A 21,824-nucleotide genomic window follows, 5' to 3' on the forward strand; every position below is an offset into this window, starting at 1 on the left:
TAAGCCCCAGCACAGGCATCGTCCGCGCGCTCACCCTGGCAGTCCTTTCACCAAAGGACCCGGGGTTTTTTTGTTGTCACGAACGCTCGCTTTCGCCCCACGACGGGGCGCGACGGCAGGAGAACCGCATGACCGGCACACCGACACCCGCACAGATCGCCGCGCGCGCCGAGGCGCGTGACCAGGTGCGCACCGAGCTTCGGTCCCGCGTAGGCGGCAAGACCGAGCTCGAGAACGCCGCACCGCGCGTCGGGCCGGAGGAGGTGACGGGCGCGCAGTCGATCGTCCGCTCGCTCGAGGAGGTCGGGGCGGAGGTCGTCTTCGGCATTCCCGGCGGCGCGATCCTGCCCACCTACGACCCGCTGATGGACTCCGCGAAGCTCCGGCACATCCTCGTGCGGCACGAGCAGGGCGGTGGCCACGCGGCCTCGGGCTACGCCCACGCGACGGGCCGGGTCGGCGTCACCATGGCGACGTCGGGCCCCGGCGCCACCAACCTGGTGACGCCCATCGCGGACGCCAACATGGACTCGATCCCGCTCGTGGCGATCACCGGCCAGGTGGGCGCCTCCGCGATCGGGACCGACGCGTTCCAGGAGGCGGACATCGTCGGCATCACGATGCCGATCACCAAGCACTCGTACCTGGTCACGGACCCGGCCGAGATCCCGCGCACCATCGCGGAGGCGTTCCACATCGCCTCCACCGGGCGCCCGGGGCCGGTGCTCGTGGACATCGCGAAGTCGGCGATGCAGTCGCGCACCACGTTCTCGTGGCCGCAGGAGCTGAACCTGCCCGGCTACCACCCCGTGACCAAGCCGCACTCGAAGCAGATCCGCGAGGCCGCGAAGCTGTTGGCCACGGCCCGCCGGCCGGTCCTGTACGTCGGCGGCGGCGTGATCCGCGCCGGCGCCTCGGACCTCCTGCGCCAGCTCGTGGACCTGTCCGGCGCGCCCGTGGTGACCACGCTGATGGCCCGCGGCGCAGTGCCGGACAGCCACCCGCAGCACCTGGGCATGCCCGGCATGCACGGCACGGTGCCCGCCGTGGCCGCGCTGCAGAAGGCGGACCTCGTGTTCGCGCTCGGCGCCCGCTTCGACGACCGCGTGACCGGCAAGCTGTCGAGCTTCGCCCCGCTGGCCGCCATCATCCACGCGGACATCGACCCCGCCGAGATCGGCAAGAACCGCGAGGCGGACGTCCCGATCGTGGGTGACCTCCGCGAGGTGATCGGCGACCTGCTGCCCGAGCTGGCCAAGGAGCACGAGACCCACGGCAAGCCCGACGTCGAGGGCTGGTGGCGTCAGCTCGACGAGTGGCGCCGTACCTACCCCCGCGGCTACTCCCAGCCGGAGGACGGCCACCTGTCACCGCAGCACGTGATCCAGCGCCTGGGCGAGCTGACCGGGCCGGACGCGATCTACGTCGCGGGCGTGGGGCAGCACCAGATGTGGGCCGCGCAGTTCATCAGCTACGAGCGGCCCAACACCTGGATCAACTCCGGCGGCCTCGGGACCATGGGCTACTCCATCCCGGCCGCGATGGGCGCCAAGGTCGGCGAGCCGGACCGGACCGTGTGGGCCGTGGACGGCGACGGCTGCTTCCAGATGACCAACCAGGAGCTGGCCACCTGCACGATCAACGACATCCCCATCAAGGTGGCGCTGATCAACAACAGCTCGCTGGGCATGGTGCGGCAGTGGCAGACGCTCTTCTACGAGTCGCGCTACTCCAACACCGACCTGCACACCGGCCACGGCACCATGCGCGTGCCCGACTTCGTCAAGCTCGCCGACGCGTACGGCTGCGAGGGCATCCGCGTGGAGCGGGCCTCCGACGTCGACGCCGCGATCAAGCGGGCCAACGAGATCGACGACCGGCCCGTGGTCGTGGACTTCACCGTCTCGCGTGACGCGATGGTGTGGCCCATGGTCGCCGCCGGCGTGAGCAACGACGACATCCAGTACGCACGCGGCATCTCGCCGGCGTGGGACCGAGAAGACTGAGCGAGGACCGTCCCCATGTCGAGGCACACCCTGTCCGTGCTCGTGGAGAACAAGCCCGGCGTGCTCACGCGCGTCGCCGGCCTGTTCGCCCGTCGCGCGTTCAACATCCACTCCCTGGCCGTCGGCCCCACGGAGCACGAGGAGATCTCGCGCATCACCGTGGTGGTCGACGTCGAGGAACACCCCCTGGAACAGGTCACGAAGCAGCTCAACAAGCTCATCCACGTGATCAAGATCGTCGAGCTCGAACCCGAGTCGTCAGTGCACCGCGAGCTGCTGCTCGTCAAGGTGCGGGCCGACGCCGCCACCCGAACCGGGGTGCTGGAAGTCGTCGAGATGTTCCGGGCGCGCGTGGTCGACGTCGTGCCGGACTCCGTGGTCATCGAGGCCACCGGACCGGCCGCGAAGCTCGACTCGCTCCTCGCGGCGCTGGAACCGTACGGCGTCCGTGAGATCGTCAAGTCCGGCACACTGGCCATCGGCCGGGGCGCCCGGTCCATCACCGACCGCGCGTTCGAGCGCGCGGTGCGATCCGCCTGAGACCAGACTGACGTGGAGGGTGGGGACCGAGGAACGAGGTTCCCACCCGAGACGGAACGCCGGTCTCGGGCGGCGACAAACCCCGCCTGATCTTCTTTCACACCGATATACCCAACTGAGGAGCAAGAACCGTGGCTGAGCTGTTCTACGACGACGACGCTGACCTGTCGATCATCCAGCAGAAGAAGGTTGCTGTGGTCGGCTACGGCAGCCAGGGCCACGCGCACGCCCTGAACCTGCGTGACTCCGGGGTGCAGGTGACCGTCGGCCTGCGCGAGGGCTCCGCCTCCCGGGCCAAGGCCGAGAACGAGGGCCTCGCCGTCGCGACCGTGCCGGACGCCGTGCGCGACGCCGACGTGGTCGTGATCCTCGCCCCCGACCAGGTGCAGCGGCACCTGTACGCCGAGGACATCGCGCCGAACCTCAAGGAGGGCGCCGCGCTCGTCTTCGGGCACGGCTTCAACATCCGTTACGGGTACATCAAGCCCGAGGCCGGCCACGACGTGCTCATGGTCGCCCCCAAGGGCCCGGGCCACATCGTGCGCCGCGAGTTCGCCGACGGCCGCGGCGTGCCCGTGATCGTCGCCGTGGAGCAGGACGCGTCCGGCTCCGCCTGGGGCCTGGCCCTCTCGTACGCCAAGGGCATCGGCGGCCTGCGCGCCGGCGGTATCAAGACGACGTTCACCGAGGAGACCGAGACCGACCTGTTCGGCGAGCAGGCCGTGCTGTGCGGCGGCGCCTCGCAGCTGGTCCAGTACGGGTTCGAGACGCTGACCGAGGCCGGCTACCAGCCGGAGGTCGCGTACTTCGAGGTGCTGCACGAGCTCAAGCTGATCGTCGACCTGATGGTCGAGGGCGGCATCGCCAAGCAGCGCTGGTCCGTCTCGGACACCGCCGAGTACGGCGACTACGTCTCCGGCCCGCGCGTCATCGACCCGCGCGTCAAGGAGAACATGAAGGCTGTTCTCTCCGACATCCAGGACGGCACCTTCGCCGCCCGCTTCATCGCGGACCAGGACGCGGGCGCCCCCGAGTTCAAGGAGCTGCGCGCCAAGGGCGAGCAGCACCCGATCGAGGCCACCGGCCGCGAGCTGCGCAAGATGTTCTCGTGGATCAAGCCGGCCGACTCGGACTACGTCGAGGGAAGCGCGGCGCGCTGACCACACCCCGCTGAGTGCTGAACCCTCGCCTCGACCGACCCGTTCGGCGAGGCGAGGGTCCGGCAACGGGCGGGGCAGGCCACCTTCTGGGGATGGTCCGGTGGTGGCAGGATGTCCCCGTGACCCACGACGTGAACCCGCAGGCCGCGGACGACGACGAGCCGACCTTCGACCCCTCGACCTTCGACCCCGAGCTGGTGCCCGTGGAGGACGAGGAGCTCGCCGCCGAGGTCCTCGACTTCTGGGCGGCCACCCGGCAGTACGCGGGGATGGCCAAGGCGAGCATCGTCGTCGGCCACACGGTGAGCGAGACCGTGCCGCCGCAGGCCTGGTCGTTCGGCGACGAGCCGGAGCTCGCGCAGACGCTCCTCGCGGCGGTCCTGGCGGGGGACAAGACGGCGACGTCGTCCGCCCTGTGGGACTACGACGACGAGGGCGTGCCGCTGCCCGTTGTCGGCGAGCTGTCGATCCTGCTGGACGGCGAGCGCCACCCGCGCGCGCTGATCCGCACCACGAGTGTGGAGACCACCACGTTCGACGAGGTCGACGACGACTTCGCGGCCGCGGAGGGCGAGGACGACCGCACGCTGGAGTCGTGGCGCGCGGGGCACGAGGCGTACTTCCGCCGGACTCTGGGCGAGGGGCGCGAGTTCGCGACGGACATGCCGATCGTGTGCGAGCGGTTCGAGCTCCTGTACCCGAAGCCCTGAGCGGCGCGGGGGCCTGAGCGAGGCCGGCCCACGGCCCGGCGCGTGCTCCGGCGCGCGGGGCGCGGGGCGCGGGCCGGAGGTCAGGCGTCCACGGCCAGACGGCGGTCGATGCCGGTCCCGCGCTCCGGGTCGCTCCCGCGCACGTGGATCTCGGTGCTGGTCACCGTGGCGCGGTAGAGGCGCAGCTCGGCGTCGCCGCTGAGCTCGTCGACGCCGTAGGCCCGTACGCCGCTGCGCACCGACGAGAAGGCGGCGGTCACGGCGGCGGGGAGCTCGGCGTCGGGCACCTGGGCCGCCGTGGCGCCGAGGTAGACGGCGGCCGTGTCGGGGCCCGGGTCGGCCTGGGAGTTGTAGATGACGATCTCGACCCGGGGCCGCGCGGCGACGTTGCGCGAGTGCTGCGCGTCGGGCGACGAGATCCAGTAGAAGTCGCGGTAGGCGGCGTGGTTGTAGAAGACGGGCGAGACGCGCGGTGTGCCGTCCGGCTGGGCCGTGCCGAGGACCATGAAGTGGTTGTCGTCGATGACGCGGTGCGCGATGTCGATGGGCTCCATGGCCGGTGGACGGCCTGCGGGCGGGAAAGTCATCGCGAGCGACCTCGTCGTCGGCGTCGCCCAGGTGTCAGTGGCTCGTCCTACGGTGTGGGCACAGGTCCTGACGAGAGGTGAAGGCGATGGCGCTGCGCTGGTACTCGACCGTGGTGGAGTCCACGGACCACAAGAAGCTGGCCCGCTGGTGGGCCGAGGCCCTGGGCTGGGAGGTCATCTTCGAGCTCGACTCCGAGGCGGTCCTCGTGCCGCCGTGGGCGCTCGAGCTCTCCGACAAGCTCGACTTCCACCAGGTGCCGCCGGGCATGGTGTTCGTCCCCGTCGAGCACCGGAAGACGAGCAAGAACCGTCTGCACTGGGACTTCGCGCCGCACACGAGCGACGACCGGGACGCCGAGATCGCGCGGCTCGTCGGGCTCGGCGCGACGGTGATCGACGTCGGGCAGCCCGCGGACGCGACCTGGACCGTGCTGGCGGACCCGGACGGCAACGAGTTCTGCGTGCTGTCGGCGCGGGACCGGTAGCCCGGGGCGTGCCGGGGCCGGCCGATGAGTTCCCGTCCGCGGGGTCGTCCACCGAGGTATGAAGACGAAGAATCTCGCGGAACTCTACGACCTCCCGACCCTGGACTGGGCGCCGGTCGCGGCCGACCTGGTCGGGCTCACGCAGGCGCCGGGTACGGGCGGACCGGACCGGCACTCGCACTGGCTCACCACCGTCAACGCGGACGGCAGCCCGCACGTCACCGGTATCGGCGCCATCTGGTTCGACGACGCCTTCTGGGTGGTGTCGGGCCGTTCGGCGCTCAAGGCCCGGAACCTGGAGCGCGAGCCGCGGTGCACCATCGCGGTGGCGACCGCCGACTACGACACGGTGGTCGACGGCACGGCCGAGCTGGTCACGGACCCCGACGCCGTGGCGAGGGTCTCCCGGCAGCTCAACGACGGCGGCTGGCCGTGCGAGCCGGACGCGTCCGGCGCGGCGCTCACCGCCCCGTACAGCGCACCGTCGGCCGGGCCCGCGCCCTGGCACGTGTACCGGGTGACGCCCACCCGGGCGACCGCGCTCTACGTGCGGGAGCAGGGCGGGGCGACGACCTGGACGTTCGACTGAACGAAGTTCCAACAAGTCGTCCATTGGATGAGACCCGCGTCTCAGCCCGGTGGTCGCACGCGTAGGCTCCGGACATGGCACAGGTGGGTACGACAGACGGCATCAACCTCGCGGTGGTCGCGGGTGACGGCATCGGTACCGAGGTCGTGGAGCAAGGTCTCTCCGTCCTCGAGGCGGCACTGGCGCCGTCGGGTACCAAGCTCTCCACCACCGAGTTCGATCTCGGTGCGCGGCGCTGGCACGCGACGGGCGAGACCCTCACCGACGAGGACCTCGAGCGGATCAAGGGGCAGGACGCGATCCTGCTGGGCGCGATCGGCGACCCGTCGGTCCCGAGCGGCGTGCTGGAGCGCGGGCTGCTGCTCAAGCTCCGCTTCGCGCTGGACCACTACGTGAACCTGCGCCCGACCAAGCTCTACGAGGGTGTCTCCAGCCCGCTCGCCGACCCGGGCGAGATCGACTTCGTCGTGGTCCGCGAGGGCACCGAGGGTCCGTACGTCGGCAACGGCGGCGCGCTGCGTGTCGGCACGCCGCACGAGATCGCCACCGAGGTCAGCGTCAACACCGCGTTCGGCGTCGAGCGCGTGGTCCGGGACGCGTTCGCGCGCGCCGCCGCCCGCCCGCGCAAGCACCTCACGCTGGTGCACAAGCACAACGTGCTGGTGCACGCCGGCCACCTGTGGCGCCGTACGGTCGAGGCGGTGAACGCGGAGTTCCCCGACGTCACCACCGACTACGCGCACGTGGACGCCGCGACCATCTACCTCACCACGAACCCGAGCCGGTTCGACGTGATCGTCACGGACAACCTCTTCGGCGACATCCTCACCGACCAGGCCGCCGCGATCTCGGGCGGCATCGGGCTGGCCGCCTCGGCCAACATCAACCCGGACCGCACCGCGCCGTCGATGTTCGAGCCGGTGCACGGCTCCGCGCCCGACATCGCCGGCCAGGGCAAGGCCGACCCCACCGCGACGATCCTGTCCGTCGCCCTGCTGCTCGACCACCTGGGTTTCGCGGCCGAGTCCGCGCGCGTCCAGGACGCCGTCGCCGCCGACCTCGCGTCGCGCGGTGACGTAGTACGCACGACCGACCAGGTAGGCCGCGACATCGCGGCCCGCGTGATCGGGTAGCACGCCTCACGAAGGCGGCGCCCGGGTCTCGCAGACCGATCCCGGGCGCCGCTCTCGTATGTCGGGAGCCGTCCGGGCAGACGTCCGGCTCGGATCGCTCCGCCGCCTTGCCGGGCGTGGAAGACTGACAGCAGCATTCCGGTGAAAGGCATCGACATGACAACTACGACGGACCCCATCCTCCCGACCAGGCTCGAAGACCTGGTGGCACTCTTCGACGTGCGGCCCACCGACGCGCCGACGCCGGACGAGGAGCGCATCGAGGCGCTCCGCGCCCCGAAGTTCGGGACCAAGTTCTCCGACCACATGGCACGCGTCTCCTGGAGCAGTGCCGACGGCTGGAAGGACCGGCGGATCGAGCAGTACGGCCCGCTCCAGCTCGACCCCGCCACGGCGGTGCTGCACTACGCGCAGGAGATCTTCGAGGGCCTCAAGGCCTACAAGCATGCCGACGGCTCGGTCTGGACGTTCCGCCCCGACCAGAACGCCGCGCGCTTCGCCCGCTCGGCGCACCGCCTCGCCCTGCCCGCCCTGAGCGTCGACGACTTCATCGGGTCGCTGGCCGCGCTGGTCCGCACCGACATCGACTGGGTGCCGGACGGCGAGGACTCGTCCCTCTACCTGCGGCCCTTCATGTACGCGTCGGAGGCGTTCCTGGGCGTGCGCCCGGCGCTCGAGGTCGAGTACCTGGTGATCGCCTCGCCGGTGGGCCCGTACTTCGCGGGCGGCGTGCGGCCCGTGTCGATCTACGTGTCCCAGGAGTACCACCGGGCCGGCCCGCCCGGAGGCACCGGCGACGCGAAGTTCGGCGGCAACTACGCCGCCAGCCTGCTGCCGCAGCTCGAGGCGCAGAAGGAGGGCTTCGACCAGGTGTGCTTCCTGGACGCCGCCACCAACACCTACCTCGAAGAGCTCGGCGGCATGAACGTCTTCCTCGTGATGAACGACGGCACGCTGCACACCCCCGAGCTCGGCTCGATCCTGGAGGGGATCACGCGCAGCTCGGTGCTCCAGCTCGCCGCCGACCGCGGCTACGACGTGGTGGAGCGGCGCATCCCGCTCGCCGAGGTCGTGGCCGGGCTCGAGTCCGGAGCGGTCAAGGAGTTCTTCGCCTGCGGCACCGCCGCCGTCGTCACGCCCGTGGGGCGCCTCGCGGGCTCGACGTTCGACCACGAGGTCAACGGGGGTGAGCCGGGCGAGCTCACGATGTCGATCCGCCAGGAGCTCACCGACATCCAGTACGGCCGCGCCGAGGACCGGCACGGCTGGATGCGCCGGCTGGCCTGACCACCGTCGACGCGGTCGGTCAGCCCCAGAGGCGGCCGATCGCGTCCCTGGCCACCAGGAACCCCACGATGCCGACCACCCAGGCGGTGGTGCTCGCGGCGTTCCTGGTGAGCCAGCCGTCGAGCCGCCGCAGCGGACGCTCCACGAGCCGCGCGGCGAACAGGCGGGCCGCCGTGAGCACCAGCGCGGGTGCGATCATCACCAGGCAGTAGCCCAGGATCCACAGCCCCGACACCGGCCAGTCCGGGCCCTGCGTGCCGATCAGGCCGAGCGCCGCCAGGTAGGGCAGCATCGTCGCGACCTCGACCAGCCCGGCCCCGACCGCCAGCCCGGCCAGCGCCGTACGGCTGCCCGACTCGCTGCCGAGCGCCCGCTCCCGCCAGCGGTTCAGCTTCCCCGGGCGGGGCATCGGGGCGTCCGTCGCCGGGGTCCCGCCCGGTGCCGCCCGGCCCGGCGCGCTCGCGCCCGGTGCTGCATCGGCGGTCACGGCCTCCGCGGCCTTGCGCTCCTTGGACGGCTCCAGCTTGAAGCTCCACGCGAACAGCCCGATGCCGACCAGGAGCTGCGCGACGAGGAACGGACGCGCGCCGGACAGGGAGGACAGCGTGTCGCCCAGCGCCCCGGCCCCGAGCAGGATCGCCAGCCCGACCAGGGCGTAGAAGCCGGCGATCGACCCGAGGTAGACGACCATCCGGCCCAGCCGCACCCGGCCGGGAGCCATGAGCAGCCACACGGGGATCAGCAGGGTGCCGAAGCTCGTCGAGTCGATGAGCGCGAGCACGGCCAGCGCGCCGATCAGCGCGGCACCCGTGAGCTCGCCGGAGATGAGGTCCATGCCGACCAGCCTCATGCCTGCCGTGCGCGAGCACATCCGCCGAACCGCCGAGACCCGATACATCCTTCGGATGACCCGTCGCGCGCGGCATCGTGCTGAGATGGACGCATGTCCCGCCTGTCCGAGCTGATCGCACCCGTCGTCAAGGTCGTCACGGCCGAGGACCGGCGCGGCGACATGATCACGGCGGCGGGAATCCTCGTGACTGCGCTGGCGCTCGACGCGCTCGGTCTGATCCGGACGTCCTGGAGCGGCCTGCCGGACGTACCGTCGTGGTGGTTCGCGATCCCGGCCGCCATCGGTTGCACCGCGCTGATCTGGCGCCGGGTCCGCCCGCTGGCGGTGCTCGGCGTCGCCACCGTCGCCTTCGTCGTCGACGTGGTGCTCGGCGGCAGCGTCGGCCTCATCGTCGTCCTCTGGGAGGCGCTGTACGCCGTCCACCTGCACGGCAGCCGGGTCGCCCGGCACGTCAGCATCGTCGGGGTCGCGCTGCTGACCGCAGCCCTGATGATCGCCATCGCCGTCGTCACCGGGCAGCTCCGGCCCACGGTCCTCGTCGGGCTGCAGGCGGTCACCCTCCTGGTCATGCCCATGTGGTGGGGCACCAACGTGCGGCAGGGCCGCGAGCTCACCGCCGCCGCGCACGAACGGGAACGCCTCGAACGCGAGCGCGGCACCGTGCTCCTGCGCCTCGCCGAGTCGGCGCGGCACGACGCCGTCCGCGCCGAGCGCACCACCGTCGCCCGCGACCTGCACGACGTCGTCGCCTCGCATCTCTCCGCCATCGCCATCACCTCCGGCGCGGCGCTCGCGGGGGCCGACGACCCCGAGCGCGACCGCGCCGCACTGCGCAGCATCCGGGCGGAGAGCCTGGCCTCGCTGCAGGACATGCAGGCGATGATCCGGGTGCTGCGGACCGACACGGAGCCCGGCGGTGCGCGGCCGGAAGGCGCCGGGCCGGGCGACGCCGGGCAGGGTGGCACCGGGCGGGACGACGCCGTGCGGCAGATCGCCGGTCAGAACCGGGACACGAACGGCGCGGGCGGCACAGGGAGCGGAGCCGACCTCGTGGCGGCGTCGCGCGCCGCCCAGCTGGCCCCGGTGATCGAGCAGGCGCGGCTCGCCGGCCTGGACCTGGGCGTGTCCGACCCCGACGGCGTCCTGACGGGCGCGACGCCCCTGCCCGCCGCGGTGGACCACGCGGTGTACCGGGTGGTCCGGGAGGCGCTGACGAACGTCCACAAGCACGGCGGCGCCCGGGCCGACCTGAGCTTCGCCGCCGGCGGGCCGCTCGAGATCGAGGTGCACGACGCGGGGGCGGTGCACGCCCGGACGGCCCGTCCACGGGCGGACGTCGGCGAAGGCACCGGGATCGGACTGGTCTCGATGCGGGAGCGTGTCGAGTCCCTCGGTGGGTCGTTCTGGGCGGGGCCGGGGGACGCCGGTACGCCGTCGGCTCACCGCCGGTCCGGGCCGACGACGGCGGGGTGGCTGGTCCGCGCCGTCCTGCCCCTGCCCGACCGGGCCGGCGCGGGCTCGGTCTCGCCGCAGCGTCCCGCGCCGGGCGTCACCGCATGATCCGCGTCCTGCTCGCCGACGACCACGCGGCGATCCGCGCGGGCCTGCGCATGCTGCTCGCGAACGCCGGAGACATCGAGGTGGTCGGCGAGGCCGGCGACGGTGCGGCCGCCGTGACCAATGCCCGCGCCCTGCGACCCGACGTGGTGCTGATGGACGTTCGCATGCCCGGCACCGACGGCGTGACCGCGACCCGGCAGATCGTCGACGAGGGGCTGTCCGAGGTCCTCGTGCTCACGACCTTCGACCTCGACGAGTACGTGTTCGGGGCGCTGCGCGCCGGGGCGGCCGGCTTCCTCCTCAAGACCGCGGAGGCGTCCGCCCTGGTCGACGCGGTGCGGCACGTCGCGGCCGGCGACGGCGTGGTGGCGCCGGAGGTGACCCGGCGGCTCATCGCCGAGCTGTCCGCGCCGGCCCGCAACGGCGTCGGCCACCGGGGCGGGTCCGGGGCGGCGGCCCTGCCCGCCGACCTGACGCCGCGGGAGCGCGACGTCCTCGCGGGCCTGGGCTCCGGCCTGTCGAACGCGGAGCTCGCCGCCGAGCTGACCATCAGCGAGGCCACCGCCAAGACCCACGTGTCGCGCGTGCTCGCCAAGCTCGGCGTGACGTCCCGCGTCCAGGCGGCGATCGCGGCCCGCGACGCGGGGCTGGCGTGACCCGAGCCTCTGCTGAGTGCTGGGTCGTCGGGCCAGGCCTCCCAGGCCCAACGACCCAGCAGTCAGCGCGTGGATCAGGTGCGCCGCACCACCGTGCGGCTCAGGGTCCCCGTGAGCAGGGAGTACACGGCGGAGCCGATGATGACCCAGACGATCGCGGCGAGGACCGCCGGCACGAGGTCGGCCTGGCCGGCGAACGGCACCATGGCGAGGATCACCGTGGCGAGCGCGACCACCCAGCCGAAGAACGCCCGGGGGCGCGGTGTGCTCAGGACCAGCAGGTAGAGCACGATCGCGGCCAGGAGCGCGAAGAGCGCCCCCGCCACGACCCACGCCATGAGGTCGGAGCCCGTGCTGAGCAGGTCGGCCTGCGGCTGGATCTCTAGGTTCAGCACCTCTTCGAGGATGAAGCTCGCGGCGAGCCCGATGAGGGCGGCCACCAGCATCGTGGCCAGGGCGCCTGCCCAGTACCGGCCGACCTCCAGGCCGAGGCGCGGGTTCTCGGTGCCCGTCGTGACGGGCTGGGCCCGCGCGTCGGCGGGCGGCTGGCCCACGGGCTGCGTCGGCACCCCGGGCGTCTGGGCCGGCGGCGGGTAGGCCGGCGGCGGCTGCTCGCCGTAGTCGGGGTCGTAGGGGCGGTTCGGGTCGCTCATCGCGTTACCTCCCGGTTTGTGTAGCCCTATCTCCACTAGACCACGGATCGGTCGAGACCGCACGGCGCACGTGTCAGGCCCTCAGGTCACCGGGGTGACCTGAGGGCCTGACAGAGCACGGGTCAGCGCACCCCCTGCAGATCCAGGACCAGGCCCTTGACCGCCGACGCCGGCACCTGGCCCGCGTCGGCCTCCACCCAGTGGGACACCGCCTCGGGGATCCGCGTGTCCGAGCACAGGACCAGCGGGGTGTCCTCGGCCGAGTCGGGCAGCCGGCCGTGCGTGCCGCGCACGTACGAGGCGTCCAGCGGCGTGGTGCCCATCGCGTACCGCAGGCCCAGCTTCTTCCGCACGAGGTTCAGGCCCGCCTTGGCCTTGGCCAGCGGGTCGGCCGGGTCGAAGAACAGCTCGGCGGGGTCGTAGCCGGGCTTGCGGTGGATGTCGACGCCGCGTGCGTACTCGGGCGCGCGGTCGTCGTCGAGCCAGAAGTAGTAGGTGAACCAGGCGCCCGGTTCCGCCACGACCACCAGCTCGCCCGCCCGCTCGTGGTCCAGGCCGTACTTGGCCTGCGCCTCGCGGTCGAGCACCTCGTCGACGCCGGGTACCTCGCGCAGCAGGGCCGCGACCCGGGCCAGGTCGGCGGGGTCGTCCACGTAGACGTGCGCCACCTGGTGGTCCGCGACGGCGAACGCGCGCGACGTCCACGGGTCGAGCTGCTCCCGGCCGTCCTGCACGTAGACCTCCAGGAGGCCCTCGCGGCGCAGCACCCGGTTGATGTCCACCGGCCGGTTGGCCGGGGAGATGCCGTACTCCGACACGGCGACGACGGTGACGCCGGCGGCCTCGGCGTCGTCCAGCAGGGGCGCGAGGGCCGCGTCCAGCTCGGCCGCGGCGCGGTCCGCCTCGGGCGAGCGCGGGCCGAACCGCTGCAGGTCGTAGTCGAGGTGCGGCAGGTACGCCGTCGTCAGGTGGGACGACCTGGTGCGCAGGAGGTGCCGGGTCACGTCGACGATCCACCGCGTCGAGGCGATCGATGCCGTGGGGCCCCAGTACTGGAACAGCGGGAAGTCCCCGAACCGGCCCACGAGCTCGTCGTGCAGCGCCGCGGGCCGCACGTACCCGTCGGCGGACTTGCGGCCGTCGGCGTGGTAGATCGGGCGCGGGGTGACCGTGACGTCCGTGGACATGCCCATCGCGTACCACCAGCACACGTTGTCGGCGCGGTAGCCCGGGTCGTGCCGGCGGCCCGCCTCCCACAGCTTCTCGCCGTCCACCAGCTTGTTGTGCTGCCGCCACAGGTACACGTCGCCCAGCTCGCGGAAGTACCAGCCGTTGCCGACGATCCCGTGCTGCGCCGGCATCAGCCCCGTGAGCATCGTCGACTGCACGCTGCAGGTCACGGCGGGCAGCACGGTGGCCAGCTCGGACTGCCAGCCGGACGTCGCGAGCCGGCTCAGCCGTGGCATGTGGGACAGGGCGCGGGCGGTCAGACCGACGACGTCGAGCAGCAGGACGGGCTTCATGCGTCCACTCCTTCGGTAGCTGTAGCGGCGGCGACGGGCGCCGTGAGCAGGTGCTTGCCGGCCCAGCGCAGCTCGGCCGCGATCCCGGCGACGAGCTCGTCCGCGCCGTCGGGCAGGGTGTCGGGCGGCAGCACCGACCAGGTGTACGTCTCGACGTCGAGGTGCGCGTCGGCGCCGTGCGGCGCCTCGCGCACCGCGGCGACGGCGTCGCGCAGCACGTCGGTGGTCGCGACCAGCGGCGCCGCGGGCTCGTGGTGCAGCGGCACGTGGAAGTGCACCCGCCACGGCCCGTCGCCCGGCAGGCCGGGCCGCCGCTGCTCGTTCCCGAGCGCCACGGGCAGGTCGTCGGAGGCCAGCACGTCGCCGGCCGCCGTGAGCTCGCGCACCTGGTGCAGGTAGCGCTGCTCCACGAACCGCCCGACGGCGTCCCGCGCACCGGGCGCGGACGGGTCGGCGACCTCCAGGGCGGCAGAGGCCTGCACCTTGACCACGCGAAGGCCCGCGTCCGTGATGCGGCGGACGGCGCCGGCCGGGTCCGCGAACGAGACCGCCAGGTGGCAGGTGTCCAGGCAGACACCGACGTGCTCGGGGTCGATGCGCCGGTCGTCCGGGTACTCGGGGCCGGTGCGCGGGGCGAGCCACGCGACGACGTCCTCCACCGTGTCGAGCACGCACCCCGGCTCCGGCTCGACGGCGACCCGCACCGTGCGGCCGGTGCGCCGAGCGAGCTCGCGCAGCTCGGCCGACAGCGTGGCGAAGGCCCGGGTGGCCTCGTCGTCGTCGGCGCGCGTCCAGGGCGCGCGCCAGGCCAGCGGCAGGGTCGAGATCGAGCCGTCGGTGCCCTCGGGCAGCAGGTCGGCCAGCACCCGGGCGCAGGCGAGCACGTAGTCCAGCCGGGCTCGTTCCGCCCACGTGGGGGAGTACACCGCGAGCTTGACCACCTCGCGGTGGAACCCGCCGTAGGGGAAGGCGTTGAGGGTGTGCACCTGGAGCCGGTGCTCGGCGAGCGCCGCGCGCAAGCGGTCGCGGTCCGCCGGGGACGTGTCCAGGCGGTGCGCGAGCTCGGCGGGCAGCCACAGGCCCACGCCGAGCGTGTCGAGGCCCGCGGCTTCGCGCACCGGTCCGGCGTACCGGGCGAGCTGGTCGATCACGCCGTCGAGGTCCTCGGCGGGGTGCACGTTGGTGCAGTAGGAGAGCAGCATCTGGGTGTCCCTTCAGGCCCGCGCGCCGCGCAGCACGGACGATCCCTCGAACTCGACGCCGGGCGTCGGCGGCTCGCCCGCGCTGAACCCGGGGACCGGGTCGAGCACGAGGTTGCCCGACTGCTCGTAGAAGGCGACCGGGTTGCGCCACAGCACCTGGTCGACGTCGTCCTCCGAGAAGCCGGCGGCCAGCATCGCCTCGCCGGTCCGGACGGTCTTGAGCGGGTCGGATCGCCCCCAGTCCGCGGCGGAGTTCACGATCATCCGCTCGGTCCCGTACTCCTGCAGCAGCGCGACCATGCGGTGCTCGTCCATCTTGGTGTCGGGGTAGATCGAGAACCCGGCCCACGCTCCGGCGTCGCGCACGAGGGCGACGTTGGTCTCGTTGAGGTGGTCCACCAGCACCCGCTCCGGCGCCAGCCCGGACTCGCGCACGACGTCGAGCGTGCGGCGCGTGCCGGCGAGCTTGTCGCGGTGCGGCGTGTGCACCAGGACGGGCAGCCCGGCCTCCTCGGCCATCCCGAGCTGGGCGGCGAACACCTCGTCCTCCTCGGGCGTCATCGAGTCGTAGCCCACCTCGCCCACGGCCACGACGCCGTCCTTGAGCAGGTAGCGGGGGATCTCGGCGAGCACCTCGCGGCAGCGGGGGTCGTTCGCCTCCTTGGGGTTGAGGGCGATCGTCGCGTGGTGCCGCACGCCGAACTGGGCGGCCCGGAACCTCTCCCAGCCCAGCAGGGAGTCGAAGTAGTCGGTGAACGAGCCCACGCTGGTGCGGGGCTGACCCAGCCAGAACGCGGGTTCGACGACGGCGCGCACGCCCGCGGCGTACAGGGCCTCGTAGTCGTCGGTGGTGCGGCTCGTCATGTGGATGTGCGGGTCGAGGATGCGCAACGTCACTCCTTCGTGCTGCTGAGCCGGTCGTTCGTGGGCTGGTCGTTCGTGAGGTTGTTCGTGAGCCGGTCCAGGTCCGCCGGGACGGACCGTCCGGCCGCCCGGCGTTCCGCGGCGAAGTCGCGGGCCATGCGGCCCAGCTCGTCGTCGGCACGGCGGTCCAGGTCGCTCGCGGCCGTCAGGCTCACGCCCTGGAAGACGAGCTTGAGGATCGCGTGCCGCCACGTGTGCTGGTCCAGGTGCCGTGCCCCGAACGGGCCGACGGCGGCCGCGACCAGGCTGGGGTCGTTGGCCCGCAGGGCGTCGGCGGCGAGCTCGAGGCCTGCCGTGACGAGCGCGGTGGGCTCGCCGACCGGGCCCAGGTCGCCTCGTTCCGTCAGCGCGTCGAACCCCCGCAGCACGCCGCGCCGCTCGGCGCCGTCGCCCTGCCGGTACAGGAGCAGCAGGCGGTCCGCGCAGTCCTTGTCCGCGTCCGCGCCCACGCAGGTACCCACGCCCATGCCTACGCCCACGGCGTCGGCCAGCGCGACGACGAGGGCGGCGCGCGCGGCGTCGTCCACCGTCCCGTGCACGACGCCGCCCGGGTCGGTGTCCGGACGCAGCGGGGCACGCCCCACCCTGCGGGCCGCGAACGCGAACGCGCGGGTCACGCTGTCGGGATCACGCGCAACCCCGGCGAGCGCCTCGTCGAGCCAGACGGCGCCGGGTGTCCCGGCAGGTATACCCGTGGTGACAGTGTTCATGACAGGGCCCCTTCGCTGCTGGTCGTGGCGGTGCGAGCTCGGGCGCGGGCGCCGGTGACGTCCGCCCACGCCCGCATGAGGGCGGCCCGGCTGTCCCGGGCGAGCCGAGGCGCGTCGTGGGAGTGGCGGGGCAGCTCGACGGCGGCGACCCCCGTGTAGCCGATGTCGGCGAGCGTCGCGAGCACGAGCGGCAGGTCGAGGTCGCCCTGGCCGAACGGGCGGTGCTCGTGGTGCGTGCCCGGCATGTCGTCGAGCTGCACGTTGCTGAGGTACGGCGCCGCGGCGCGCAGCGCGCCCTCGACGCCGTCCGGCTCGACCACCAGGCAGTGCCCGACGTCGACGGTGATCCCCAGCTCGGGCGGCGTACCCAGGTCCGCCAGGAGCCGCAGCGCGTCGCCGACCGTCTCGACGAGCATCCCCGGCTCGGGTTCGAGCGAGAGGTGCACGCCGCGCTCCCCGGCGTACTCGACCAGGGCGCCGACGCGCTCGTGGAGGCGGGCCCAGCCGTCGGCGGCGCTCGCGTCGTCCGGCAGGATGCCGGAGAAGAACGAGACGCACCGGGCGTCGAGGTCCGCCGCGATCTCGACCGCGCGCTCGAGGTACCGCATCCGCAGGGCGGCGTCCCGGTCCACGAGGGTGGGCCGGTGCTTGTGGAGGGGGTCGAGCAGGTACCGCGTGCCGGTCTCGACGACCGCCGCGGCCCCGGTGCCCCCGCGCATCCGCCGCAGGTGGGCACGCAGGGCCCGGACGTCGTCGCCGGCCAGCGGCGCGAACGGGTCGAGGTGCGGAAAGCCGAGCGTGACCGCGACGGCGGCGTAGCCCACGTCGTCGAGCACGTCGAGGGCCACCCGCAGGGGGTGGTCGCCGAAGCCGTTGGTGCCGTAGCCCAGCAGGAACGGCGGTGTCACGTGATGCTCACCCCGGCGCGGCCGCGTGCGCGAGCCAGCAGGCGCAGCCCCTGGCCCACGGCGGCGACGCCGACCAGCAGCGCCGTCGTGCCCAGGCTCCCCGAGCGGGCCGCCCAGGCGGCCTGCAGCGGGACCATCGCCTGGATCCCGGCCCGCGTGGCGGTGCGCGCGTTGGCGGCGGTGGGCCGCGCCGCCGCGCGCACCTGCCCGGGCAGGGCGGCCGCGGCGTAGGCGGTCGCCGCGGCGACGGTGGTCCAGCGGGCGACCGGCCGACCCGCCGTGGCGGTTGCCGGGACCGCGGCGGCGGCGACGGCGCCCGCGACCGTCCCGGCGGCGACACCGCTCGCGACCCGCGTCGACGTACCGTGCACCTCGCCGCGCGAGAGCACGGTGACGCCCAGCGTGTGCGCGGTCAGCCCCGCGGCCGCCGGGAGCGCCGAGCGCAGGCGCCCGGGCGTGGCGCCGAGCAGCACGTCGAGCCCGCGGCACGCCGCCATGACGAACGGCCCGGCGGGGCGGTCCTTGGCCACCAGGTCGTAGGTCCAGACGCAGGCGGCCAGCGGCAGGGCGACGCCGAGCGCGCGCCGGCCGCCCGCGATGCCCGCGGCGGCCACGCCACCCGCGGTGAGCGCCCCGCCGATCGCGAGCGCGGCCCGCGGCGTCACCCGGCCGGACGGGATCGGCCGTTCGGGCCGCTCGACGGCGTCGACGTGCCGGTCGGCGTAGTCGTTCAGCGCCATGCCGCCCAGGTACAGGCAGGCGGAGGCGACGGGCAGCAGGAGGTGGCGGGCGCGCAGCGGCGTCGGCGCGCCGTCGCGGGTGCCGGCGCGTGCGGCGGCCAGCCCGGCCAGCGTGTCGCCCACGACGCTCAGGGCCGCGGGGGCCCGGACCAGCTCGGCGACGTCGGCGAGGCCGGGCGGCCGCACCGTCAGCCGGGGCCTCATCGTCCGGCCCGTGCCGAGGTGACGCGCACCCAGTCCTCCACCGCGCGGGCCTGGTCGGCGGCGTCGTGCACGTCCGAGCCCCACGGGTCCTTGAAGAAGAAGCCCAGCTCCGGCACGGGCCCGCTGATCCCGGCGGCGTGCGCCAGCGCGAGCAGGCGGGCCAGGTCGAGCACGAGCGGGGCGGCGAGCATCGAGTCGTGCGCGCTCCACGTGGTCTGCAGCGTGAGCCGCGACCCGAGGAAGCCCTCGACGTGCACGTGGTCCCAGGCGACCTTGGTGTCGCCCAGGTCGGGCACGTTGTCGATGTGCAGGGGAGTGGTGTCGCTGCCGGTCAGCGCGGTCAGCCCGCGGTTCTTGCTGGCGAGCTTGCTGCGCACGGCGTCGGGGTCCGCGAGGGTGGCGCCGTCGCCGCCGCCCAGCAGGTTGGTGCCGGCCCACGACAGCACCTTGAGGCCGCGCGCGGCGAACGCCGGTGCCAGCACGGTGCGCAGCCACGTCTGCCCGGTCTTGCCGTCCTGCCCTGCCACGGGGATGCCGCGCTGCCGGGCGAGCCGGGTCAGCGCGGGCAGGCCCATGCCCGCCGACGGCGTGAAGGCGGCGTACGCGGCTCCGGCAAGGATCGCCGCGTACGCCGAGACGGAGGACGCGGGAAGCACCGCGCGCGCCGGGTCGGCCAGGGCCGTGAGCAGGGCGTCGACGTCGTCGTGCTCGGGCGCGGGGTCGACGGGCGGCTCGGTCGAGGACAGGTCGATCACGACGACCCGCGCCAGGTCGTGCCGCTCCTGGAACGACGTGATGTCGGCGGCGAGCCGCTCGGCGACCGCCTGCTGGGAGAGGCCCGCGCCGTCGTCCGTGTCCGTGTGCGCCGCGTGCGGGTCGTACCCGGGGCGCACCTCGGCGTCCGCCCGCTCCAAGGCGTCGTGCGTGGCGGCGAACAGCCGCGGCCCGATCATGCCCGTCTCGACGAGGCACTCCGCGCGCTTGGTCATGGTGACCGACGAGATGTCGTGCCCGCCGACCACCAGGTCGGCGAACGCGGGGAGGCCCGCCGAGGCGAAGGGCTCCCGCGCGGTGACGCAGCCCGTCGGTGGGGCCTGCCCCTCGGCGATGGCCGCGAGGCCCACCGTGGCCGTACTGGCCACGGAGCCGCGGGCCCCGACGAACCAGATACCGGTCCGCGCAGAGGCATGGTGGCGTGCAGAGGCGTGGTGCATCATCGCTCCCCAGTCCGACGACGTCGTCGCGAGCACGCTAGTCCCACTTATGGCGATTGGCAAACAAAAGTTCTGAGATCGTCGGGAGAAGAGAGATTTCCGACAAGGCCGCAGTTACCGGGCCAGCCGCCACGGGTGCCACGTGCCTGGCCGCCGACGCCGCCGACGCCGACGCTGCCGACGCCGCTCCTGACTCCGCTTCTGGACACCACTTCCGCGTGCCGCCGCGCTGTGGCACTATGACCCGCATGACTGAGTGCCTCACCCCGAGCTCCACCCTGCGACAGGTGATCATCATTTCGTAGCGCGTCCGGCGACACCCCACCGGACGCGCAGACCTTCCACACCCGGAGGGTCTTTTTTTGTTGGTCCGACCGTCTGGCTCCGTGCCGGGTTGTCGGACACATCGCCAGACACATCGTTGGGAGCATCGATGACCACCGCCTCGTTCCAGGTGTACGACACGACGCTGCGCGACGGCGCGCAGCAGGAGGGCATGAACCTCTCCGTCTCCGACAAGCTCGCGATCGCCGCGCTGCTCGACGAGCTCGGCGTGGGCTACATCGAGGGCGGCTGGCCGGGGGCGGTACCCAAGGACACCGACTTCTTCGCCCGTGCCGCCGCCGAGCTGACCCTGAAGAACGCGGTGCTCGCGGCCTTCGGCGCCACCCGCCGGGCCGGCGTCCGCGCGGGCGACGACCCGCAGGTGCGCGCCCTGCTCGACGCGAGCACCCCCGTGGTCACGCTCGTGGCCAAGTCGGACGTGCGGCACGTCGAGCGCGCCCTGCGGACGACCCGCGCCGAGAACCTCGCGATGATCGCCGACACCGTCTCCTTCCTCGTGGCCGAGGGGCGCCGGGTGGTGCTGGACGCCGAGCACTTCTTCGACGGCTACCGGTACGACGCGCAGTACGCGACCAGCGCCGTCCACACGGCGTTCGAGGCCGGCGCCGAGGTGGTCACCCTGTGCGACACCAACGGCGGCATGCTGCCCACCTGGGTCGGCGAGATCGTGGCCGAGCTGCGGGCGGGCACCGTGGTCGGGCCGGAGCAGCGGTTCGGCGTGCACGCGCACAACGACACCGGGTGCGCGGTGGCCAACTCGCTCGCCGCCGTCGAGGCGGGGGCCACCCACGTGCAGGGCACGGTCAACGGGTACGGCGAGCGCACCGGCAACGCCGACCTGGTCACGGTCGTGGCCAACCTGGAGCTCAAGCGCGGCATGTCCCTCCTGGCGGACGGCGGCCTGCGGGAGGCGGCCCGGATCTCGCACGCCATCAGCGAGCTCACGAACATCTCGCCGTTCGCCCGGCAGCCCTACGTGGGGGCGAGCGCGTTCGCCCACAAGGGCGGCCTGCACGCCAGCGCCATCCGCGTGGACCCCGACATGTACCAGCACACCGACCCCACGCTGGTGGGCAACGACATGCGCATGCTCGTGTCGGACATGGCGGGCCGGGCCTCGATCGAGCTCAAGGGCCGCGAGCTGGGCTTCGACCTCGCCGGCCAGGGCGAGCTGCTCTCCCGGGTCACGAACCGCGTCAAGGACGACGAGGCCGCGGGCTACACCTTCGAGGCGGCCGACGCCTCCTTCGAGCTGCTGCTGCTGTCCGAGCTGGGGCAGCGGCCCGACTTCTTCACCGTCGAGTCGTGGCGCACCATCGTGGAGACCGTTCCCGCGGGCGCGGCCCCGCCGTCGGTCCACGCCCCCGACGCCGCCGCGGTGGCCGAGGCGACCGTCAAGATCCGGGCGGGCGGCGAGCGGATCGTGACGACGGGGGAGGGCAACGGCCCGGTCAACGCGCTGGACCAGGCGCTGCGCACCGCGCTGTCCCGGGTCTACCCGGAGCTCGCGCGGTTCGAGCTCATCGACTTCAAGGTGCGCATCCTCGACACCGAGCTCGGCACCGACGCGATCACGCGGGTGCTGATCGACACCAGTGACGGCGAGCGGTCCTGGTCGACGGTCGGCGTCGGCCCCAACGTGGTCGAGGCCGCGTGGGAGGCGGTCACGGAGGCCTACGTCTACGGCCTCCTCAAGTCAGACGTGGAGCCGCGTCCCTGACGCCAAGACGTCGAGTGCGGGGTGTCTGTGGGCCAACGTGGCCGACGCCGTCGTGGTCGGCAACCTCCTGATCTCGCTGCTGCGGCACACCGACCGCGTGCACGCCGCATCGCTG

Annotated in this window: 21 protein-coding genes; 11 read left to right on the forward strand and 10 right to left on the reverse strand. The window is 73.2% G+C overall.

Annotated elements, in window-relative coordinates; all coding sequences use genetic code 11:
- Positions 1 to 128 precede the first annotated feature (128 nt).
- The 4 genes from AB0I29_RS26300 (at position 129) to AB0I29_RS26315 (ending at position 4,416) form a co-directional block, all read left to right on the forward strand.
- A complete protein-coding gene (locus AB0I29_RS26300) occupies positions 129 to 2,006 on the forward strand; it encodes an acetolactate synthase large subunit (RefSeq protein WP_357487035.1) in 1,878 nt (625 codons plus the stop codon).
- A gap of 15 nt (positions 2,007 to 2,021) precedes the next feature.
- Positions 2,022 to 2,546, forward strand: coding sequence for an acetolactate synthase small subunit (gene ilvN / locus AB0I29_RS26305; RefSeq protein ID WP_020013644.1), 525 nt, complete (start codon positions 2,022 to 2,024; stop codon positions 2,544 to 2,546).
- Positions 2,547 to 2,677: 131 nt separating this feature from the next.
- Positions 2,678 to 3,706, forward strand: a complete 1,029-nt coding sequence (ilvC, locus tag AB0I29_RS26310; RefSeq protein ID WP_285107123.1) for a ketol-acid reductoisomerase — start codon at positions 2,678 to 2,680, stop codon at positions 3,704 to 3,706.
- Between the two features lie 119 nt (positions 3,707 to 3,825).
- Positions 3,826 to 4,416: an ASCH domain-containing protein gene (locus tag AB0I29_RS26315; RefSeq protein WP_285107125.1), complete on the forward strand. Its 591-nt coding sequence runs from the start codon at positions 3,826 to 3,828 to the stop codon at positions 4,414 to 4,416.
- A gap of 80 nt (positions 4,417 to 4,496) precedes the next feature.
- Here AB0I29_RS26315 and AB0I29_RS26320 read toward each other — a convergent pair whose 3' ends face one another.
- Positions 4,497 to 5,003: a pyridoxamine 5'-phosphate oxidase family protein gene (locus tag AB0I29_RS26320; RefSeq protein WP_357487038.1), complete on the reverse strand. Its 507-nt coding sequence runs from the start codon at positions 5,001 to 5,003 to the stop codon at positions 4,497 to 4,499.
- An 86-nt stretch (positions 5,004 to 5,089) separates the two neighbouring features.
- Between AB0I29_RS26320 and AB0I29_RS26325 the strand changes: the two genes are divergently transcribed.
- The 4 genes from AB0I29_RS26325 (at position 5,090) to AB0I29_RS26340 (ending at position 8,497) form a co-directional block, all read left to right on the forward strand.
- On the forward strand, positions 5,090 to 5,488 hold the full coding sequence (locus AB0I29_RS26325; protein WP_357487040.1) for a VOC family protein: 399 nt from the start codon (positions 5,090 to 5,092) through the stop codon (positions 5,486 to 5,488).
- A gap of 58 nt (positions 5,489 to 5,546) precedes the next feature.
- Positions 5,547 to 6,077 carry a pyridoxamine 5'-phosphate oxidase family protein gene (locus tag AB0I29_RS26330; RefSeq protein ID WP_285107131.1) on the forward strand — a complete coding sequence of 177 codons (531 nt, stop codon included), beginning with the start codon at positions 5,547 to 5,549 and terminating at the stop codon, positions 6,075 to 6,077.
- Between the two features lie 74 nt (positions 6,078 to 6,151).
- On the forward strand, positions 6,152 to 7,210 hold the full coding sequence (locus tag AB0I29_RS26335) for a 3-isopropylmalate dehydrogenase (RefSeq protein ID WP_285107133.1): 1,059 nt from the start codon (positions 6,152 to 6,154) through the stop codon (positions 7,208 to 7,210).
- Between the two features lie 156 nt (positions 7,211 to 7,366).
- Positions 7,367 to 8,497: a branched-chain amino acid aminotransferase gene (locus AB0I29_RS26340; protein ID WP_357487042.1), complete on the forward strand. Its 1,131-nt coding sequence runs from the start codon at positions 7,367 to 7,369 to the stop codon at positions 8,495 to 8,497.
- Positions 8,498 to 8,516: 19 nt separating this feature from the next.
- Here AB0I29_RS26340 and AB0I29_RS26345 read toward each other — a convergent pair whose 3' ends face one another.
- The gene (locus AB0I29_RS26345) at positions 8,517 to 9,332 is read right to left on the reverse strand and encodes a GAP family protein (protein ID WP_357487044.1); all 816 of its coding nucleotides are present in this window, start codon (positions 9,330 to 9,332) and stop codon (positions 8,517 to 8,519) included.
- A gap of 108 nt (positions 9,333 to 9,440) precedes the next feature.
- Between AB0I29_RS26345 and AB0I29_RS26350 the strand changes: the two genes are divergently transcribed.
- Both AB0I29_RS26350 and AB0I29_RS26355 read left to right on the forward strand, forming a co-directional pair.
- Positions 9,441 to 10,910, forward strand: a complete 1,470-nt coding sequence (locus AB0I29_RS26350) for a histidine kinase (RefSeq protein ID WP_357487046.1) — start codon at positions 9,441 to 9,443, stop codon at positions 10,908 to 10,910.
- Complete coding sequence (locus tag AB0I29_RS26355) at positions 10,907 to 11,566, forward strand: response regulator transcription factor (protein WP_285107141.1); 660 nt, start codon at positions 10,907 to 10,909, stop codon at positions 11,564 to 11,566. The genes AB0I29_RS26350 and AB0I29_RS26355 overlap by 4 nt, the downstream gene beginning before the upstream one ends.
- Positions 11,567 to 11,640: 74 nt before the next feature.
- Here AB0I29_RS26355 and AB0I29_RS26360 read toward each other — a convergent pair whose 3' ends face one another.
- The 8 genes from AB0I29_RS26360 to AB0I29_RS26395 form a co-directional block, all read right to left on the reverse strand.
- Positions 11,641 to 12,219 carry a hypothetical protein gene (locus AB0I29_RS26360; RefSeq protein ID WP_357487048.1) on the reverse strand — a complete coding sequence of 193 codons (579 nt, stop codon included), beginning with the start codon at positions 12,217 to 12,219 and terminating at the stop codon, positions 11,641 to 11,643.
- Positions 12,220 to 12,341: 122 nt separating this feature from the next.
- Positions 12,342 to 13,742: a nucleotide pyrophosphatase/phosphodiesterase family protein gene (locus AB0I29_RS26365; protein ID WP_357487050.1), complete on the reverse strand. Its 1,401-nt coding sequence runs from the start codon at positions 13,740 to 13,742 to the stop codon at positions 12,342 to 12,344.
- The gene (gene eboE / locus AB0I29_RS26370) at positions 13,739 to 14,944 is read right to left on the reverse strand and encodes a metabolite traffic protein EboE (protein WP_357487052.1); all 1,206 of its coding nucleotides are present in this window, start codon (positions 14,942 to 14,944) and stop codon (positions 13,739 to 13,741) included. The genes AB0I29_RS26365 and eboE overlap by 4 nt, the downstream gene beginning before the upstream one ends.
- A gap of 12 nt (positions 14,945 to 14,956) precedes the next feature.
- On the reverse strand, positions 14,957 to 15,841 hold the full coding sequence (locus tag AB0I29_RS26375; RefSeq protein WP_285107155.1) for a TatD family hydrolase: 885 nt from the start codon (positions 15,839 to 15,841) through the stop codon (positions 14,957 to 14,959).
- A complete protein-coding gene (locus AB0I29_RS26380; protein WP_357487054.1) occupies positions 15,838 to 16,578 on the reverse strand; it encodes an EboA domain-containing protein in 741 nt (246 codons plus the stop codon). The genes AB0I29_RS26375 and AB0I29_RS26380 overlap by 4 nt, the downstream gene beginning before the upstream one ends.
- Complete coding sequence (locus tag AB0I29_RS26385; RefSeq protein ID WP_285107157.1) at positions 16,575 to 17,486, reverse strand: sugar phosphate isomerase/epimerase family protein; 912 nt, start codon at positions 17,484 to 17,486, stop codon at positions 16,575 to 16,577. Before AB0I29_RS26385 ends, AB0I29_RS26380 begins: the two co-directional genes overlap by 4 nt.
- Entirely contained in the window at positions 17,483 to 18,430 is a 948-nt protein-coding gene (locus AB0I29_RS26390) for an SCO3242 family prenyltransferase (protein ID WP_357487057.1), read from the reverse strand. The genes AB0I29_RS26385 and AB0I29_RS26390 overlap by 4 nt, the downstream gene beginning before the upstream one ends.
- A complete protein-coding gene (locus tag AB0I29_RS26395) occupies positions 18,427 to 19,680 on the reverse strand; it encodes an inositol-3-phosphate synthase (RefSeq protein WP_357487059.1) in 1,254 nt (417 codons plus the stop codon). Before AB0I29_RS26395 ends, AB0I29_RS26390 begins: the two co-directional genes overlap by 4 nt.
- A gap of 397 nt (positions 19,681 to 20,077) precedes the next feature.
- Here AB0I29_RS26395 and cimA point away from each other — a divergent pair, with 397 nt between their 5' ends.
- A complete protein-coding gene (gene cimA, locus AB0I29_RS26400; RefSeq protein WP_357487061.1) occupies positions 20,078 to 21,709 on the forward strand; it encodes a citramalate synthase in 1,632 nt (543 codons plus the stop codon).
- Positions 21,710 to 21,824: the final 115 nt, after the last annotated feature.

This window comes from Promicromonospora sp. NPDC050262 (genome assembly GCF_040655935.1).
In the GTDB taxonomy this organism is placed as follows: Bacteria; Actinomycetota; Actinomycetes; order Actinomycetales; family Cellulomonadaceae; genus Promicromonospora.